The organism is Pseudomonas mangrovi (assembly GCF_003052585.1).
Taxonomy (GTDB): domain Bacteria; phylum Pseudomonadota; class Gammaproteobacteria; order Pseudomonadales; family Pseudomonadaceae; genus Aquipseudomonas; species Aquipseudomonas mangrovi.
Genome location: NZ_QASN01000013.1, coordinates 45,755 through 62,606, shown reverse-complemented (window position 1 = coordinate 62,606; position 16,852 = coordinate 45,755). Strand labels below are relative to the sequence as shown.

At 57.7% G+C, this 16,852-nt stretch carries 14 protein-coding genes and 1 tRNA gene; 2 read left to right on the top strand and 13 right to left on the bottom strand.

The features are described from left to right. Positions 1-59: 59 nt before the first annotated feature. The 4 genes from DBO85_RS06805 to DBO85_RS06790 all read right to left on the bottom strand — a co-directional run bounded on the left by DBO85_RS06805 (position 60) and on the right by DBO85_RS06790 (position 4,771). Positions 60-323, bottom strand: a complete 264-nt coding sequence (locus DBO85_RS06805; protein ID WP_108106511.1) for a hypothetical protein — start codon at positions 321-323, stop codon at positions 60-62. A 213-nt stretch (positions 324-536) separates the two neighbouring features. After that, positions 537-1,631 carry a hypothetical protein gene (locus DBO85_RS06800; RefSeq protein ID WP_108106510.1) on the bottom strand — a complete coding sequence of 365 codons (1,095 nt, stop codon included), beginning with the start codon at positions 1,629-1,631 and terminating at the stop codon, positions 537-539. Continuing rightward, the gene (locus DBO85_RS06795) at positions 1,628-4,279 is read right to left on the bottom strand and encodes a type IV secretory system conjugative DNA transfer family protein (RefSeq protein ID WP_146168176.1); all 2,652 of its coding nucleotides are present in this window, start codon (positions 4,277-4,279) and stop codon (positions 1,628-1,630) included. The genes DBO85_RS06800 and DBO85_RS06795 overlap by 4 nt, the downstream gene beginning before the upstream one ends. A gap of 48 nt (positions 4,280-4,327) precedes the next feature. Beyond that, the gene (locus DBO85_RS06790; RefSeq protein ID WP_108106508.1) at positions 4,328-4,771 is read right to left on the bottom strand and encodes a conjugal transfer protein TraD; all 444 of its coding nucleotides are present in this window, start codon (positions 4,769-4,771) and stop codon (positions 4,328-4,330) included. Between the two features lie 248 nt (positions 4,772-5,019). Here DBO85_RS06790 and DBO85_RS06785 point away from each other — a divergent pair, with 248 nt between their 5' ends. Then, positions 5,020-6,495: a MobA/MobL family protein gene (locus tag DBO85_RS06785; protein ID WP_108106507.1), complete on the top strand. Its 1,476-nt coding sequence runs from the start codon at positions 5,020-5,022 to the stop codon at positions 6,493-6,495. Between the two features lie 4 nt (positions 6,496-6,499). Here DBO85_RS06785 and DBO85_RS06780 read toward each other — a convergent pair whose 3' ends face one another. The 4 genes from DBO85_RS06780 to DBO85_RS19410 all read right to left on the bottom strand — a co-directional run bounded on the left by DBO85_RS06780 (position 6,500) and on the right by DBO85_RS19410 (position 8,348). Continuing rightward, positions 6,500-6,790, bottom strand: coding sequence for a hypothetical protein (locus DBO85_RS06780; RefSeq protein ID WP_108106506.1), 291 nt, complete (start codon positions 6,788-6,790; stop codon positions 6,500-6,502). Beyond that, the gene (locus DBO85_RS06775; protein WP_108106505.1) at positions 6,775-7,038 is read right to left on the bottom strand and encodes an XRE family transcriptional regulator; all 264 of its coding nucleotides are present in this window, start codon (positions 7,036-7,038) and stop codon (positions 6,775-6,777) included. Before DBO85_RS06775 ends, DBO85_RS06780 begins: the two co-directional genes overlap by 16 nt. 173 nt (positions 7,039-7,211) lie before the next feature. Continuing rightward, positions 7,212-8,120, bottom strand: coding sequence for a plasmid replication initiator TrfA (gene trfA / locus DBO85_RS06770; RefSeq protein WP_233356564.1), 909 nt, complete (start codon positions 8,118-8,120; stop codon positions 7,212-7,214). Positions 8,121-8,129: 9 nt separating this feature from the next. Beyond that, on the bottom strand, positions 8,130-8,348 hold the full coding sequence (locus DBO85_RS19410; RefSeq protein WP_108106503.1) for a plasmid-related protein: 219 nt from the start codon (positions 8,346-8,348) through the stop codon (positions 8,130-8,132). A 181-nt stretch (positions 8,349-8,529) separates the two neighbouring features. Between DBO85_RS19410 and DBO85_RS06760 the strand changes: the two genes are divergently transcribed. Then, positions 8,530-9,846, top strand: coding sequence for an HTH domain-containing protein (locus DBO85_RS06760; RefSeq protein ID WP_233356563.1), 1,317 nt, complete (start codon positions 8,530-8,532; stop codon positions 9,844-9,846). A gap of 141 nt (positions 9,847-9,987) precedes the next feature. On the opposite strand, the gene DBO85_RS19055 is transcribed toward DBO85_RS06760, so the two are convergent. The 5 genes from DBO85_RS19055 to dnaG all read right to left on the bottom strand — a co-directional run bounded on the left by DBO85_RS19055 (position 9,988) and on the right by dnaG (position 16,760). Beyond that, positions 9,988-11,565: a hypothetical protein gene (locus DBO85_RS19055; RefSeq protein ID WP_146168175.1), complete on the bottom strand. Its 1,578-nt coding sequence runs from the start codon at positions 11,563-11,565 to the stop codon at positions 9,988-9,990. Then, positions 11,507-12,592 carry a tyrosine-type recombinase/integrase gene (locus tag DBO85_RS06750; RefSeq protein ID WP_108106500.1) on the bottom strand — a complete coding sequence of 362 codons (1,086 nt, stop codon included), beginning with the start codon at positions 12,590-12,592 and terminating at the stop codon, positions 11,507-11,509. The genes DBO85_RS19055 and DBO85_RS06750 overlap by 59 nt, the downstream gene beginning before the upstream one ends. A 127-nt stretch (positions 12,593-12,719) precedes the next feature. After that, a tRNA-Ile gene (locus DBO85_RS06745) sits at positions 12,720-12,796 on the bottom strand. A 93-nt stretch (positions 12,797-12,889) separates the two neighbouring features. Beyond that, positions 12,890-14,734, bottom strand: coding sequence for an RNA polymerase sigma factor RpoD (gene rpoD, locus DBO85_RS06740; protein WP_108106499.1), 1,845 nt, complete (start codon positions 14,732-14,734; stop codon positions 12,890-12,892). A gap of 67 nt (positions 14,735-14,801) precedes the next feature. Continuing rightward, entirely contained in the window at positions 14,802-16,760 is a 1,959-nt protein-coding gene (gene dnaG, locus DBO85_RS06735; protein ID WP_108106498.1) for a DNA primase, read from the bottom strand. Between the last annotated feature and the right edge of the window lie 92 nt (positions 16,761-16,852).

Sequence of the window (16,852 nt, the reverse complement as noted above, 5' to 3'; positions counted from 1 at the left end):
CTGCCGTACTGGGTGCGCTTGGCGATGAATACGCAAGGCTCTGTCTGCGCGGGCGGCTTTCAGCCTAGATAGCGCGGTTGTTCTCCGTTTGCTTTGCCGCTTAGCGAGCCATCACGCATGGTGTGAATTGAGCGCTTTCGATAGCGTGCTGCCCATGTGCTTGTGGTCAGTGCAGCGCAGGCACCGAGCACGAAGCTGATGCCCAGCTCCATAACGTGGTATTCAATGACGGTGGAAACGATGGCCGCTATGAGTGCCGTCGCCATTAGACCTAGGCTGATGGCGAGAGGGTGCCATTCCTTAAACGCCAAGCTCTTTATCATTTCTCTCTCCCGGCGCCTCCAGAGCGCGCACTGATTGTTCTTTTCCCAGGCCCCTAGCGATTCATTTTCGCGTCCGCGAAAAAAACGGGCCTGACGATGCGTTTTCGCGGACGCGAAAATGGGAGGCGTGACGTCTACTTGCGCAATCCTGTGCGCGGTCTTGCCGCTGGGTACGGGAGTGGCGGGCCGGGCTTGCCCCCGGCTCGCCATCACTCAGTTCTTCATGCCAGTCAGTGGGTTATATCCCTGAGCTGCGCACTTTGCCCGAGCAACAAGGCTCGCAGTGCATTCCCGCTTTTTCGCTTCTATGGTTGCTTGGGCCTGACGCTGCTCGGCGGCGGCCTGGCGTTCGGCATCCCGCTCTGCGCGTTGTCGGGCCTCGGCTGCTGCCCTGGCCTGACGTTCCGAATCGCGTTGTTGCTGTACTGCGGCGCGCTGTGCCTGTTGTTGCCTGCGTTGCTCCTGAAGCTCTGCCTGTCTTGCTGCACGTTCGAGCTTTCGCTGTTGGCTTTCGGCAGCCAGCGCCGCTTGCCGTTGCTGTCGTTCAGCCTCCCGCTCGGCTTGGCGCAGTGCACTGGTCAGTGCATTGATCGGAACATCAGATTTGGCTACCTGCTGTGTCGACCCTGCGACTGGGCGTAATGCTTCCGCCACAGGGGCGATTGTCTGAGTGGCAGTGGCTGCCTTATCCCCGTTCAAGCGCACATCCAGTTCGTGAGCCAGGCTCTCCGCTTGTGCCTGCAACTTGAGTCCGGCCTGCAGGTTTGGTAGTGCGCTGATGACGCCGTCCGCCAAGCGTTGATAATCAAAACGTGATGGGCGCTCAATCTCCAGTGCGTCCAGGTAGGCTTTGCCTTCGGCACTCAAGGGGACCTGCTGCTTTGTCAGACCTTTGAACGGGGAGGCCTCAATGAGCTGCTGAGCCTTCTCGTAAGCCTCCTGTTGGGCCTGTGCTTGATGCAGCACCTGTTCTCTTGTCAGGGGTTGGATCAGGGCCAGATGGGCATTGAGGGTGCCGACCTGCTCGGTCACCACCTCGCGTAGCCATTCGGGTTGTTCAGCCACCAGGGCCTGCAGTCGTGTCAGCGCTGCTTGGGTTTTCTGCGCCGAGTCGAGGGTCAAGACGTTGAAGCGCTCCAAGCGCAAGGCCGCTTCCTCGGCTTTCATGGTTGGATAGCGATAGGCATACACAAAGGCCACCAGAAGCAGGGCTATTGCAACCATAGGGGCTACCGTGGATGTGCGCGGCCAGTACCAGCGCCCCTGGGCTTCACGCATGGCCGGCAGATATTGCTCCAGAGTTCTCATGCTGCAGCTCCCTGCTGTTTTGGGTACAGGCGGATAACGTCACGGCGTTGGATTCTTCCGCGGTTGATGATCGCCAGCGCTGTGCCGGGTATCGCTAGCAGCGTGTCGATTTCCTCGGGGGTAATGAGCGGCGTGAGTTCGAGCTGGAGGGTTGGGCGCTGGGGTGCCTGGTTGGGGTCGTCTGGCATGGCCATTCCGTCGAACCAGTTCATGGCCTTGGGCGTCCACTGGCGATGCCAGAGGCCGATGGCATACGACAAGCGAGGGGCGCCATGCCGGCCGTGCCGATGCAGCGTGACCGACTGCATGACCTGATCCGTGCCGGAGTTGCGGTATAGGCCCAGGTCGCTGGCAGCGTCAGGTAGTCCGTGGAAGCTCTGTGTGGAGGCCTTCCACACATGGCCAATACGCTTGGAGATGTAGCTGTTTGAGTCGTCGGTACGGGGTGCCAGGGCAATGATGCTGGCAAGGTTGCCCAGCATCTGCACTGCGCCATCACGCTCCAGCCGCTTATACAGACCGTCTACGTTCTGCGTGGCGAACATGAGGTACAGCCCCAGGCTACGAGCAACGGGAACGGTTTCCAGGTCGGCCCTGGTTAACAGGTTTTGCACTTCATCTGCCGCCAACAGTACGGGGGTGTGCCCGTCGAGGGACCGCCAGTTGTCACCGCGCTTCTTCACCGCATCGTAAACCCGACGCATGCACAGCGCAGAAATGGCTACTCCGCCAATGCCGTACTCAGATTCGGGCAATAGCAGTCCAATTTTCTGGCCGGTCATCACGTCCTCAACCATGAACTGGCTGTCGGTCGTGTTGACCCATGGCCCCAGCTTCTCTTGCAGCAGGATATTGCCCAACCAGGTGCGCACCATGTTGCTGATACTGCCGGCCGTTTTCTCGGGGATCTCGGGATACTCCAGCAGCCAATAGTGGGCGGCGGCGAGTAAACGAACGTCCGCGTCAATTGCATCGGCCATCGGGTCCAGCCAGTCCGCCCGCTCCTGGTGGCTGGCCAGGCAGAACTGCTGAATCTGAGTGAGCGTGTAGGGAAGCTCGGGATGGGCCTCAACCAGAATCGCAGCCATGCGAAGCATCAGCCGCGCGGAGTCGCGCCAGAAGGCATCGCCTTTGCCGTCATCGAAGACATCCGGCAGTACGTCAGCCAGGGCATCCGGCGTCATGCCGCTGATCGGGTTGAATGGGCCGTGTGCGGGGCTAATCAGCTGATAACCCTCGATGCCATTGAACTCCAGTGGCAATGCACCCTTCCCATCGAGCACCAGAAGTCCGCCCAGGTCATGCTCAATCCACTGTTTGGTCAGTGGTCGAATCACACCTGAAGTTTTACCGGTGCCGCTGGCTCCAAGAACGCCAACATGCGTGGCCAGATCAGTCACCGATAGCCCAAAGGGCAGTCCTGCCTCGGTGGGGGCTAGCGGGTCGCGCCGCTGGGCCAGGAGGCCTGTACTGGTTCCCAGGTGGATAAACGGAGACTCGTCAATTTTCGCGTTGTGAATCTGGGTCAGCCGAGCCTCTTCGAGGTGCTGGAAATGCGCTTGACCAGCCTTGTCGATCAGTAGCTCTGTGCCGCTTGCGCGCACGGCCTGGTCGAGCATCATGGCTCGCACAGTAAGAGGAGATTTTGCGGTGAAGGCGAGGTAGAGCGCGAAGGCCCACATGCCGATCACATAGGCCCACTGGATGAGCTGGGCATCGAGGCGAACGAACGTATCCAGATGCTCCTTGTAGGAGGCGGATAGGCCGATGAGTATCAGCAGCGGAACGATCACGAATTTGATCGCGAAGAAGAACACCGAGGGTTCGCTTTTGCCTGCTCCCCGTTGGCCCTGGTCATCATCGCGGGGAATCCAGAATGCCAGTCTCTTCCAAGCCAGCAGCGCAAAATAATTCAGTAGTGCCAGGATGGGCGAGGAGATGGCCAGCACAGGCGTGAGCATCACCAAACCAGCCATGAAGAGCACGGCCTTGGTTGTCATCCATTCAGCGCGTACTGCCGAGTACTCCAAGTCAGTTGCCAGCACCTGACCAGCCACCGAGTTGCCGTTGGAGTCCGCCACTAACAGTCGCGCGCGGTCAGCCAGATCAGGTGGCGTATCGGCTTCCAGATCGCGGACGACGCAGCGGGAAATGACGCCCTTGACCGCGTCGATTTCATCCTGGCGAACGGGTGTCCTCGGCAGAAAAATTTGGGCGACGAAGGAGCTGAACAACGTGGCTGAGCAGCACAGTATGGCGCTGAGCCAGATCGTGCCGGTGAACACCAGCGGAATGAGCGTATCGCTGGTCGTGGTTCCGGCTTTGTTCAGCAGAATGTACGCAAGCAGCAGGCCTATCAACAGGAGCGCCGGCATCAGAAGCCAGGTTCGCTTTGCCCAAATGCGTTGTGCGAGAAAAACACCAATCTGCGACAGGGACAGACGTTGAACCATACGTTCGAGGTGCTCACTCGAAAGCCCGTCGTGTTCGGTATCCGTTCCCGTGATCCAGTAGACCTGAGGGTCGAGGATGCCTTCATATTTGCGACCGATTACAGAGCGCATGCGCTTTTGCTCATGGTGCAAAAGCCAGCTTTTCAAGTTTGAGACAGGATCATCGAAGAGCCTGTTTTTTGAAAGTTTATTCATGGTTATCGCTTGCCCGATAGTTGAATTTTAAGTTGCGTTAATTTGCCGCTAAATTACTGCTCTTGCTTTCTCCTTGCTGGCAATAAGAGCATCGCCTGTGCGTTTCCATTCGGTGCGAATAGGGTCGTTTGCTGGAACCTTTGCCATTCCGAGCAATGCGCCTAAAAGTTCGCCTCGATCATTAACTGGCGTTCCAGTTTTGGTGTCGACAAGCCCCGCGAGAATTAGAAGTCCTGCTGCTTGATACAGCTCGCGGTCACGGGCTTTTAGTGCCGAGTCCTTCTCCGCTTGGACAATGCGTGCAACGTCGCTGCGCGCCTTGTGCGCCTTGACCTCTGCCCACTCGGCTTTGAGCAAAAAATTCAGTTTCCGGTTGTCCTCCGCTGTGCGCTCTTCCTTCTCGGATAACAGAAGGAGTAGTCGCTGTTGGTCGTTTGGCGATTTCAGGTTTCTTATGTAAAGCAGTCTTTCGGCAATCCAGTTTTCTTTCATTTCGCTTAATTACGCTTAATTGCATATTGGGACTTTAATTATAACTTTTATATGTGATGTGTGCGCGGGCTGCTATATCCTTACAAGTATTGGAAGGCGCGCTTAGTTGTTTCTTCGTTCCTCAGAAACAGCGCGCCCTGCCGGGGGCAGAAGCCAAAGCAAATTTTCGCGGACGCGAAAATCAGAGCGAAAAGCAGAGGCGCATTTTCGCGGACGCGAAAATCCAAAGAGGTTGAGGTGGGTTCGCTATGGCGATTGGTCGGTTAAGCATGAAGGTTGGCAAAGCCGGAAAGGCTGGGCCTCATGCCGCCTATATCGCCCGTGAAGGTAAGTACGCCGCAAGGCTTGATCGGAATGAAAAGCTGGAGGCATCGGAGTCTGGAAACATGCCTGCGTGGGCTCGGCAGCACCCACAGGAGTTCTGGAAAGCCGCTGACCTGAATGAGCGGAAAAACGGCACGACCTATCGAGAGATGGAAATCGCTTTACCGCGCGAGCTTTCAGCTCAGCAGCGGGCTGACCTGGTGCGCGATTTCGTGCGCCAAGAGATCGGTGAGCGCCATGCTTATCAATGGGCTATTCATTCACCGCGAGCAGCAGATGGCGGTGAGCAGCCGCACGTTCATTTGATGTTCAGTGAGCGTCAGCGGGATCGCATCGAGCGCGATCCTGATCAGTATTTCAAGCGCTACAACAGCAAGAATCCGGCGCTTGGTGGCGCCCGTAAGGGCTATGGCCCTAGTGCAGGAATGACCTTGAGCGCAGCGGAGCGCAAGGCCGAGCTACGTCAGCTCCGCGACCGTTGGGAGAAGACGTGCAATGCCCATTTGGAGCGAGCCGGTCTGGCCGAGCGGATAGACATGCGAAGCCATGCTCAGCGGAATACTGGACTCATACCTGAGCGCAAGTATCTACCGAGTGAGTGGAGAGATCCCGCACTGAGGGCCAAGGTTATCGACTTTCGCCAGGCGCGCGCGGAGCTGTCCCAAAGCCGCGAAGTCTTGCGGCGTGAGGTGCCCAGTACGGGTGCAGAAATCATCAGCCTTGAGCTTGAGCGAGAACGCCGACTCGCAGAACGAAATGGACCGGACGTTTCACATGGAGCCGGCTTCGTAGCTGGCAGAGAAGGGGAGCATAGCCACATGGCAAAGAACACGAAAAACACATCCTCAGCCAATAAGGAGCTTGCTGAGCGAGCGAGTGCAAAAGAGGCTGGCCGAATCGCCACCGCTCTGGCTCGGCAGAATGAGCGCCGCGAGAACCAGGAGTCTATGCGGCTACAGGGGAAAGGGCCCGACGCAGAGAAAGCAGCTCAGGATCTGCGCGTCCAGAAAGAACGCGCCGACCAGGCACAGGCGGCCCAGCAACAGCGGCGCCAAATGGAGCAGGAGCGGCGCGATGAGCAAGATCGACTGGTGAATCAGCTACAGCGGGAGAATGGGGTGAAGCCCTCCAGGCAACCTACTGCCGTAGAGCAGATGAAAGCTCGGGCCGCGCAACAGGGACATATCAAAGAGCATGCCCAGGCACCAGGGCAAAACGTTGTCCGCATGGATCAGATGAAAGCCCGGGCAGTCGAGAGAGGGCACCTGAAAGATTCGACGCAAGAAGGTGGGCAGGGGGGAGCCGGAGCGCGTAATTCGCTAGAGCAAATGCGGGAGCAGGCCGAGGCTCGCGCAGCAGACAAAGAGCAGCGTAGCGATGAGCAGGATATGGAGCGCTAACGATTCAAAGTGACTGCAGTTTCAGCTCCCGGCGGAGTCGCGTAACCAGCCACTCTTGCTCGGGCAGCTGTAGTTCTTCCAAGGCTGACAGCATGGCGTGCAGCTTACGCTGATGGCGCTGGTTGGCCTGATCAAGGCCCTCTCCTGGGAGCGTAATGAGTTCGCCTAGCTCCGAGTCATCGAAAAGGTTTCGCCACATCGCGAAGCCGAGGGAATTTGGATCGCCCCGGTTTATGAAATATTCCCGCCAGTAACCGGGCTGCTCAGCCTGGGGCACACTCACTTCTTCGTGCACTGATGAATCTCCATTTGCATGCGCCCTAGAGCGCTGAGCGTGTGATCCCGGAATTGACCGGACAGGATGGCCAGCAGTTCATCTCTGGATATGCCCGTCAGGCGGGCAGCGCTGTCGAGCGACAGCTGCTGGTCTTCTATGGCTTGGTGTATTGCGACCACTGTTTGGGCTTTTGCCTGCATGGTGTCCGCGTCAGTGTGCCCAAGGTCTGCGTAGAGATTACCGCTGCTCGCCTCGATCATGCCCATGCGGATCTCCTGCAGGATTAGAACGATTAGAAATGATTAGGGGTTCATGCGTCTGATGCAGAGGCCTTGTAATACGGGGTATGCAGCCGATTTTGCCTGTGGATAATTTAGCCGATAGTACGGCACTTCCTAGCCGGCAGTACGGCAGTTTTTAGTCGATGGTACGGCATGCCCTAGCCAACAGTACGGTATCCGGTTTTCGTTTTTTTCCGACCGTTTTTTCTCTCAAGATGGCGAGATTGACTGTTGCTCGGCGTTTTCCTGATGTGAACGATGCCGCTGAGAATCTCGTAGCTCAAAGGCTGCTTGTTCAGTTCGCAGGCATGCTGCAGGGCGTCTAGTGCTCTGCGAAGGTTTTGCTCTCGGCTGGATGCTGAGGCATCTAGACTGCCCGCCATCCGCATGATCGTGTCCACCGCCATGGGAATTGGTTCGGCATGGCTTGATAAGAAGCCGTGCAGCCACTGGGCAAGTGGTTTGGCATTTAGGCGGCGGCGAATTGGCCAATCTACATGCGTGAATTCATCGGGACCAAATAGCTTGCTGAGCTTTGGATCGAGGGTGAGGACAAGCTCATGCGTCAGCTCGTCACGCTCGAACGAAAAGATGAGTCCACCCGTGTAGGTAGACCGAGGTCTTTCGATCTCCAGTGTGGCGGCAGTTAGTCGGTGTAGACGCTTGTAGAGCGTTTTTCTGTTGTTACCGGCGTCAGTTTTTCCTTGCTGTTTCAATAGCTCGTAGGCACTGGTTTTGAAGGCGGTGCCCATCTTTCTTTGACGTGCGATGTGCAGCACCGTAATCCAGACATCCAGATCGCCCTGATCCAGTCGTGGCCCCGTGTACCTCATCCTCGTAGGCTTCTGACAGAAGATCTCGGCGCGCTGGAGATAGGTGTTGCTGGTGGAACGGCTCGAGCCGAATAGAGCCGAGCGGAGGGTGATGTTGGGTACGCCTCTGGCTTGATCAGGCCAGCTTTTCATTCGCAGGTCTGTGGACGGAATATCTTCGGATACTTCCGGCAGAGCCGATGACCGGCTGGATAACGACTCTCCAAGTCGCGCCAAGGCGGCCAGTGCCGACATGGGTTAGCCTCAGGCCTCGTCGATGAATTGTGCGACGCCGGCGACGCGAAAAAAGACGCGTCGGCCGATCTTGACCCTGCATGAGTTCAAGCTTCTTGCGATGTCATTATCTCTGGACAGAGTTATGCGCAGGCCCTCGGGACTACGGTGTAGGATCTCTGCTACCTGTGTCAGAGAGAGCAGGGGAGATCCACCAGTTCTGCTCAGGATCACTTCTTCAGTTGTCATGTGTTTCACCTGCATTGGGGAATGTAGGTGGAACACTACGGATAGCTACGCCTATTATAGAGCCTGTTTATTTGATTTTTAGGTTGACATGGCTCGCCTAGACTACGTCCTCTCTCGCCTCGGTGAATATGCCTGCGATCCCCGCTGCACGGGTCAGTTCGCGGCAGGCTATAGCGCTGTATTGTCAGGCCTGAACGAGTCATCGAGCCTGACATCTAGGCGCTATCCAATTTGGCCTCTGGTGCGGCTAAATCTCGACAGCGCGCTGACCAACTGTATTTCCGGCTACAGCGGAGCATGGGCCAAGGAGTTACTTAGCGGTTCCAGCCTCTCTGAGATGGCGCAGCATCCGCCTTCATTCTGCGCGATGCCCGTCGTCCAATCGTCCGGGTTGCTGACTTCCAAGGTCGTAACGAGTGAGTTCGTGACTGCCAAGCCAGAAGATATGCCCGAGATCGACTGGCAGCTGCTGAACATGGAGCGCTGGGATGCAAATCTGCGGTTCTCGATCCGTAGCCTCTTGGATTCAAAAGGGGAGCCACGCCAGGGTGCGGAAGCTCTATGTGGGGCGCTGGAGTCGGTACGTGAACTGTTTCGGTTGCTGCGCTGCTTCAGGCCCAAGCGCACTACTGCCTTGGTGAACTTCGACACGCTGCAGGATGAGCGGACGCGCCCTCAGGGAGACGCTTACTGTGAGCTCTGCTGGCGGCTGAGCATCAGATCCAGCAGATTGCAGGAGCTGGCCGCTCAAGAGAATCAGGAGGTCGGCGAGGTTGTGAGTGGCGGCCGCTTCACGGGGGGGATCTACGAAACGCGGTGGGCACAGGCCCTAATGCTGAAAGCTTGTCAGCATCTTCCCCGCTCATGCGCGCTGCTGTCGAAAGCTGAGGTCACAAAGCTCAGTGCCATATTCGATCGGTTCCGCGCTGAGAGAGTCGTGGTAGGAAACCTGAGCCGCAGATATTGCTCGGTGCATCAGCCGGGATCACCAAAGTACCACGCTGATTTGCGCTATCGGGTAGCGTTTCAACATCACCTTTCTGTGCTGACTGGCGCGGCCAGATCTGACTTTGCCTTCAACCTGCGATCACCTGACGCGGCTGATCTGCAGGAGATCAGAAAGGTTGCCTTTGACCAGGTGCACTCGGGGTTACATGCAATTGCGCCGAGCCACGGGAGCTCGCTCGGCTTGCGCGAGAAGGTCTGGTTGATGCATCAGGAAGGCTTGAGTCAGTCAGAGATGGCCAGGCGCTTGGGTATCTCGCGTCAGGCGATTTCCAAGGCCAAGAAGAGCCTGGAGTCGCTGATGAATGCTCATCGTGCAGGCAGTTACATCAACCCTCTGACCGGCGAAGCACAGGTACCAGATAGCGTCATCGCTTCCATCAAGGATGCCTTGGGGCGGGGGCTGTCGGTGGCGGCGATAGCTAAAGAGGCGGGGCTGACCAAAGGCACAGTGGATGGGTTGGCGCGCATGATGCGTGTGCCGCAGGAGTAAGGAACATTTGAGTAGAGGCGCTTTTCTTCCGGTGGATTCTCCGCCGGGAGAAAAGCGGCTGAGCTCTCTTTTCCCTGTGAGCAGGCTATGCCTCGTTGTCGCCTGCCGGGTGAGTTATGTCTCTCGGTTAATTGCTAATCCCTAGCTAAGCCCAAGAATTTCGCGAAGGTCTTGGTTCCAGTGTGTGTCATCCTTCACTTTAGTGCCCTGTTCTGTTCCAAGCAAAAGCCTCTCTGGGAGAATGTCGTCTGGTGTTAAGGAATAGGCTCTGTGGCGAGTTGTTTCCGCAAAATCATACTCGCCATCGGGGAATGTTCTGGACTGAAATGAGTGGCAAAATACACATGCAATGTCTTTATCACCAAAGTCAAAAGAGTTCAGGGTTTCAACAATTTTCTGATCTCGTGCCACTTCGACAATGGGGCCATTGAGAGTCTCGTATCCTATATGTACTACTGTGCGTGCATCATTTGGGGCTTGCTTGACGGCCTTTGCAAGGTGCTTAGTAACATCCTTGGCTTTCTTGTCGATAGACTCATCGGCTATGCACTCCCATTTTGCGGCGTAGACGCTGTCTACATCAGTTATAAACCAGCCGAATAATCCTGAGTGCGGCTCGGTAGAGCGAGATCTCTTACAAGACATCAAAAATGTGTAAGCAGCCTCAGGAGTCCATTGCTCATCTATAAGTGCATTCATCTGGGATGACGCATGTCGTACGCTCCATCTTTTTAGATGGTTATCTATTCTCTTTTTGTTGATATGCCTTGCACACAACTTGATGTCATCATTCTCAATGCACATCCCTTCTGCAATGGCCCCGCAAGTGGCCAGGTCTTTGAATGCTTTGGCTGGTAATCCTTGCGGGGTGGCATCGACCTCCTTCTTGAAGGTGACTTCAACAAACGATGGGATTCGATAGCGAAGCATTTCTTCTGACAATAGCTTCCATCTGCGGAGCCAGGCTTGACGCTCGCTTTCAGAGTAGTCGGTTACTTTCTGAAGTCGTTTGCATTCTACATAAAGTGTTGTGGAACCCTTTGTGACCTTGATATCGGGGGTTTTGTTATGTGTCTCTGGGATGAATTCCGCTTGCCATCCATTCTCTATGTAGCATACCGCTACGACTAACTCGAATAGTGCTGAATCTGTGTTGTTATTGTTGTCATAGAACATGTCATGGATCTTTCCCTCAATCCCATTAATGGCTTTAAGGCTTTCGATGCTTGCTCCGAGCTTGTTAAAAAAAGGGCGGATTCTAGCTGATTGAGATTCTTGGTCCGTGAAGGGGCGGTGGACTGTGCACTCTGCAAGATACATGTACCATGACATCCAATCTTCATGAAATGCGATTCTGCTTTCTTCAGCCGAAAGCGGGCTAGCCTCAGTAGGCTTTTCGATACCTTGAGCTAATCTTTCAAAGTACTTCATTACGCGTTCTCGGCGTATGTCCCACTCCCCTGGCTTTAAGAAAGAAAGGAAATACTCAAATGCGGTTTTTGTATTTAGTATTACAGGGTCTTTGTCTCGATCTTTTAGTCTTACTATGAAGCTCTTGTAATTTTGCAACGCCTCTTTTTTCTTGCTCGCATTTTTTTGCTGTGCTTTTTTGTGCTTTTTTTGACTCGCTTCATTGGCAATAGACTCGCAAGAAGGCTGATTATGGTTCTCTAGAAGGAGTTCTGGTGCTGCGTTGCAGGTTGTCCAGCTTGCCGACAAGGTCTTCGGCGCGCAGGTGCGTGTAGCGCTTGAGCATCTGCATCGACTTGTGCCCGCTGATGGCGGATACCTCTTGGTCGGATAGTCCGCCCTCGACCAATCGGCTTACCGCCTCATGGCGCAGATCGTGGAAGCGCAGGTCCGGCATACCTAGCTTGGTTTTGAGCAAGCCCCAGGTTTTGGTGAAGGCGTAGGGGCCGCGTTTGCCGTTTTTGCCTGGCTCGCCAAAGAACACCAGATCACAGTCAATCGGGCGTACAGGGTTGTTCAGCGCTGCCTGGAAGGTCTCTGTGGCCCATTTACTGAGTGGGACAGTGCGTGCGCTGTCGTTCTTGGTGTCTGAGAGGCGCACCACACGCTTTTTCATATCGACCTGATGCCTGCGCAGGGATGTGATCTCAGACGAGCGCATACCGGTTTCCAGGGCGATTCGGACGATCCAACCAAGCATGGGGTTGCTGTGATTGTTCACGGCGGTCAGCAGGCGGCGTTCTTCTTCTGCAGACAAGCGCCGGTCACGGCCTTCGCCGGGGCTGGGTTTGCGGATGTTCAGTACCGGGTTGAAGCTCAGGCCCAGGCCCCATTCCTGGATGGCCACGGTGAACAGGTGGCTGAGCAGGGCCAGCTCCAGGCGCACGGTGTTGTTGCTGGTGGGCTTGCCGCGATTGGTGATCGAGGCCAGGCGGGTGTCGCGGTAGCCGGCGATGATTTCAGCGGATAGGGCGGCCATGGAGTATTTGCCCAGGTGGCTGATCAGCTGTTGGGCTTTGGTGGCTTCGGCGCGCTGGGTGGTCGGCTTCTTGGTTGGGCTGATTTCGCTGAGGTAGCGTTTCAGTGCCATTTCCAAAGTCATGCGCTCGGAGCCGCTGCGTTGGATGTATACACCCCTAACCATTTCGTCTTCGGTGCGGCGTGCCCAGTCTTCGGCATCGCGCTTGGTGCGGAAGGTTTTGGTATTGGTCGGCCAACCGGTTTTGCGCACGAGGGCCTTCCAAGTGCCGGCTTCCGTTTTGACGATGGTAGCCATCTTTCCCTGCTCCAAAGGCGTGCCGCTGTACCGGCACTGTACTGAATTTGTACCTTTGGACTATAGGACTGGTCTAGCTGTTTTTCGACCAGGCATGAAAAAGCCGCGCAGTACGCGGCTTTGAAGGTGGTGGGCCCACACGGACTCGAACCGTGGACCAAAGGATTATGAGTCCTCTGCTCTAACCAACTGAGCTATAGGCCCCCAGAAGGAGGCGGGATTATAACGATGCGTGCGCTTATGCGCCATTCGCAGGGTGCAGAATGAGAAACCCCGGCGCTGGGCCGGGGTTCTTTTTCACTCGTCGAGGAAGGAGCGCAGATGCTCGCTTCTCGTTGGGTGGCGCAGCTTGCGCAGTGCCTTGGCTTCTATCTGGCGGATCCGCTCGCGGGTGACATCGAACTGCTTGCCGACTTCCTCGAGGGTGTGGTCGGTATTCATGTCGATGCCGAAGCGCATGCGCAGTACCTTGGCTTCCCTTGCGGTGAGGCCGGCCAGTACTTCGCGGGTGGCTTCCTTGAGGCTTTCCACGGTGGCCACGTCGATCGGCGACTGCATGGTGCTGTCCTCGATGAAGTCGCCCAGGTGCGAGTCTTCATCGTCGCCGATCGGAGTTTCCATCGAGATGGGTTCCTTGGCGATCTTGAGCACCTTGCGGATCTTGTCTTCGGGCATTTCCATGCGCTCGCCCAGCTCTTCCGGTGTGGGTTCGCGACCCATTTCCTGGAGCATCTGGCGGCTGATGCGGTTCAGCTTGTTGATGGTCTCGATCATGTGCACCGGGATACGGATGGTGCGCGCCTGGTCCGCGATGGAACGGGTGATCGCCTGGCGAATCCACCAGGTGGCGTAGGTCGAGAACTTGTAGCCGCGGCGGTATTCGAACTTGTCCACCGCCTTCATCAGGCCGATGTTGCCTTCCTGGATCAGGTCAAGGAACTGCAGGCCGCGGTTGGTGTACTTCTTGGCGATGGAGATGACCAGGCGCAGGTTGGCCTCGACCATTTCCTTCTTCGCCCGGCGGGCCTTGGCCTCGCCGATGGACATCCGGCGGTTGATGTCCTTGATCTCGGCGATGGTCAGCGAGGTCTCGTTCTGCAGATCGATCAGCTTCTGCTGGCAGGCCTTGATCTCTGCCTGCAGATTGCCGATCGCTTCCGCGTACTTGCCCTTGCCCTTGGCCAGCTCGGCAGTCCAGTCGGTGTCGGTTTCCTTGCCCGGGAACAGGCGCAGGAAGTCGGCACGCGGCATACGTGCATCACGCACGCAGAGTTGCATGATGGCGCGTTCCTGGCCGCGCAGACGCTCGAGAGCACCGCGCACATGGTTGACCAGCGCATCGTACTGCTTAGGTACCAGCTTGATCGGCATGAACAGCTCGGCCAGCAGCTTGAGCTCCGTGACGCCCTGCTTGCTGTGACGGCCATGCTTCTTCAGTGTCTTGCGAACCTTGTCCATCTGCTCGGCCACGGCGCCGAAGCGCTGGCGGGCGATTTCCGGATCGGGGCCGCCGTCACCTTCTTCCTCTTCGGTGTCGTCGCTCTCGGCTTCTTCCTCGGTCTCGTCGTCCTTGGTCGCGTCCTTGGGCACGACGGGCGCGGGCGGCTCGGCCGGCGCGGCAATGCCGTCGTCGGGATCGATATAGCCGCTGAGGACCTCGGCCAGACGGCCGCCCTCGGTGGTGACGCGATCGTATTCGGCGAGAATGCTGTCGACGGTTCCCGGGAAGTGGGCGATGGCGCCCATGACTTCGCGGATGCCTTCTTCGATACGCTTGGCGATTTCGATTTCGCCTTCGCGAGTCAGCAGCTCGACCGTGCCCATTTCACGCATGTACATGCGCACCGGGTCGGTCGTGCGGCCGATATCGGTTTCCACTGCAGCCAGGGCGGCGGCGGCTTCTTCGGCGGCGGCTTCATCGGTTTCGGCTTCGGCCAGGAGCAGGGCATCTGCATCCGGAGCTGTCTCGAATACGTTGATCCCCATGTCGTTGATCATGCGGATGATGTCTTCCACCTGTTCCGGGTCGGAAATATCCTCCGGCAGGTGGTCATTGACCTCCGCGTAAGTCAGGTAACCCTGCTCACGACCGCGGCTGATCAATTCTTTGAGGCGAGACTGCTGTTGCGCTTTTCCGGACATAACACCCTATCCATTGAAGGTCTTGGCGGGCAAAAAACAAGCCGAGGATTATACCTGAACTTGACGACTACGCGCCAGTTGAGGTCGGTTTGACTGAAGAGACGGAGCGATTCAGAAGTTCGAGGAGCTGGCTTTTTTCCTCGGCGCTGAGAGCGCCCTCGCGGGATTTGCTCAGTAGGTGTTCCAGGCTGCGCTCGCGTTGGCGGGCTGCAAGACTAGTTATAGTGTCGAAAAACTGTTGTTCAAGGTTGTCGGCCGAAATCAGCCATTCCTTTTCCGCTAGCGCGCGCAACAGGCGGCCCTGGTCGGTGCCGTGCCAGCGGGCGATCAGTTGCAGCGAGCGCAGCTTGGGATTCTTCTGTAGTGCGCCGAGCAGGGCGACCAGCAGCTGCGCGTAGGTGTCCTGTTCGGCGGCGAAATGCTCCACGGTCTCGACCTTCTGCGCCAGGTGCGGGTGGTGCAGCAGGGTACGCAGTGCGGTCAGGGTCGGCGACTCCACACTGACCGGCTTGCGTTTGGCCCGCGGCGCCTGATCCTTGCCGCGTTTCCAGTTGTCGTCCTTGTTCCAGCGCTTGCCTTCGCCCTTCTTCCAGCTGCGGCCGGTTTCGTTCTGTTCGGCCGGCGGTTCGATGTGGTTGGCGTAGTCGGCGACATCGGCGTAGTCGGGCTCGATGTCGTAATAGGCTTCCGCGGGGTAGTCGCTGGTGGCGGTCCGCGGGGCGCTCTGCGCCATGCTGTTGAGCGTCTCGCCGGTCAGACCGGTGATCTCGGCGAGACGCTGGCGCATCAGGGTGCGCAGGTTGGCGCCGGGAATCTTTTCGATCAGCGGGGCGGCCAGGGTGGCCAGGTGCGCCTTGCCTTCCAGCGAGCGTGGATCGGCTTCCAGGGTCAGTTGCTGGAAGAAGTAGTCGGCCAGCGGCAGCGACTGCTGCTGGATGCGGGCGAGAAAGGCATCGGTGCCTTCGGCGCGCACCAGGCTGTCCGGATCATCGCCTTCGGGTAGGAATAGAAAGCGCGCGCGGCGGCCATCCTGCAGGTTCGACAGTGTCGCCTCCAGTGCGCGCCAGGCCGCCTTGCGTCCGGCGGCATCGCCATCGAAGCAGAACAGCACGCTGGGCACGATGCGGAACAGACGCTTGAGGTGTTCCTCGCTGGTGGCGGTACCGAGGGTCGCGACCGCATTGCGCAGACCCTGTTGGGCCAGCGCGATGACATCCATATAGCCTTCCACGACCATGATCTCGTCGAGGTCGCGGTTGCTCTTGCGCGCCTCGAACAGGCCGTAGAGCTCCTGGCCCTTGTGGAATACCGGGGTTTCCGGCGAGTTCAGGTACTTGGGTTTGTCGTCGCCCAGTACGCGGCCGCCGAAGGCGATGACCCGGCCGCGGCTGTCGCGGATCGGGAAGATCACCCGGTCGCGGAAGCGGTCGTAGCGCTTGCCGGTCTCGGCGTTTTCGATCAGCAGGCCGGCGTCGATCATGGTTTTCTGCTGCAGGTTATCCGCGCCGAAATGCTTGAGCAGGTTGTCCCAGCCGGGCGGGGCGAAGCCTAAGGCAAAGTCGCGGGCAATCTCGCCGGACAGGCCGCGGCCTTTCAGGTAGTCGACGGCGGCGCGGCGGCTGGGATGACTCTTGAGCGCCTGGCGGTAGTAATCGGCGGCGGCTTCGAGCAGGGGGTAGAGCGGCGAGTCGCTCGACTGGCGCGGGCGCTGGCCGCGCACGCCTTCCTCGCGCGGCACTTCCATGCCGGCGGCGCGCGCCAGTTCCTCGATGGCCTGGGGGAATTCCAGGTTGTCGTGGTCCATGACGAAACCGAGCGCATTGCCGCCGGCGCCACAGCCGAAGCAGTAGTAGAACTGCTTGTCCGGGCTGACGGTGAAGGAGGGCGTCTTCTCCTTGTGGAACGGGCAGCAGGCGCTGTAGTTCTTGCCGGTCTTTTTCAGTTGCACGCGGCTGCTGACCACCTCGACGATGTCGGTGCGGTTGAGCAGGTCGTCGATGAAGGATTGCGGAATCAATCCTGCCATGGCGTTCTCGTGCGTGCGGGAGGGGTCAGCATGTCCGTCCCGTTGGGATTGGGATGGCAACTGTTGCCGGTTTGGCAAAACGCAAAAAACCC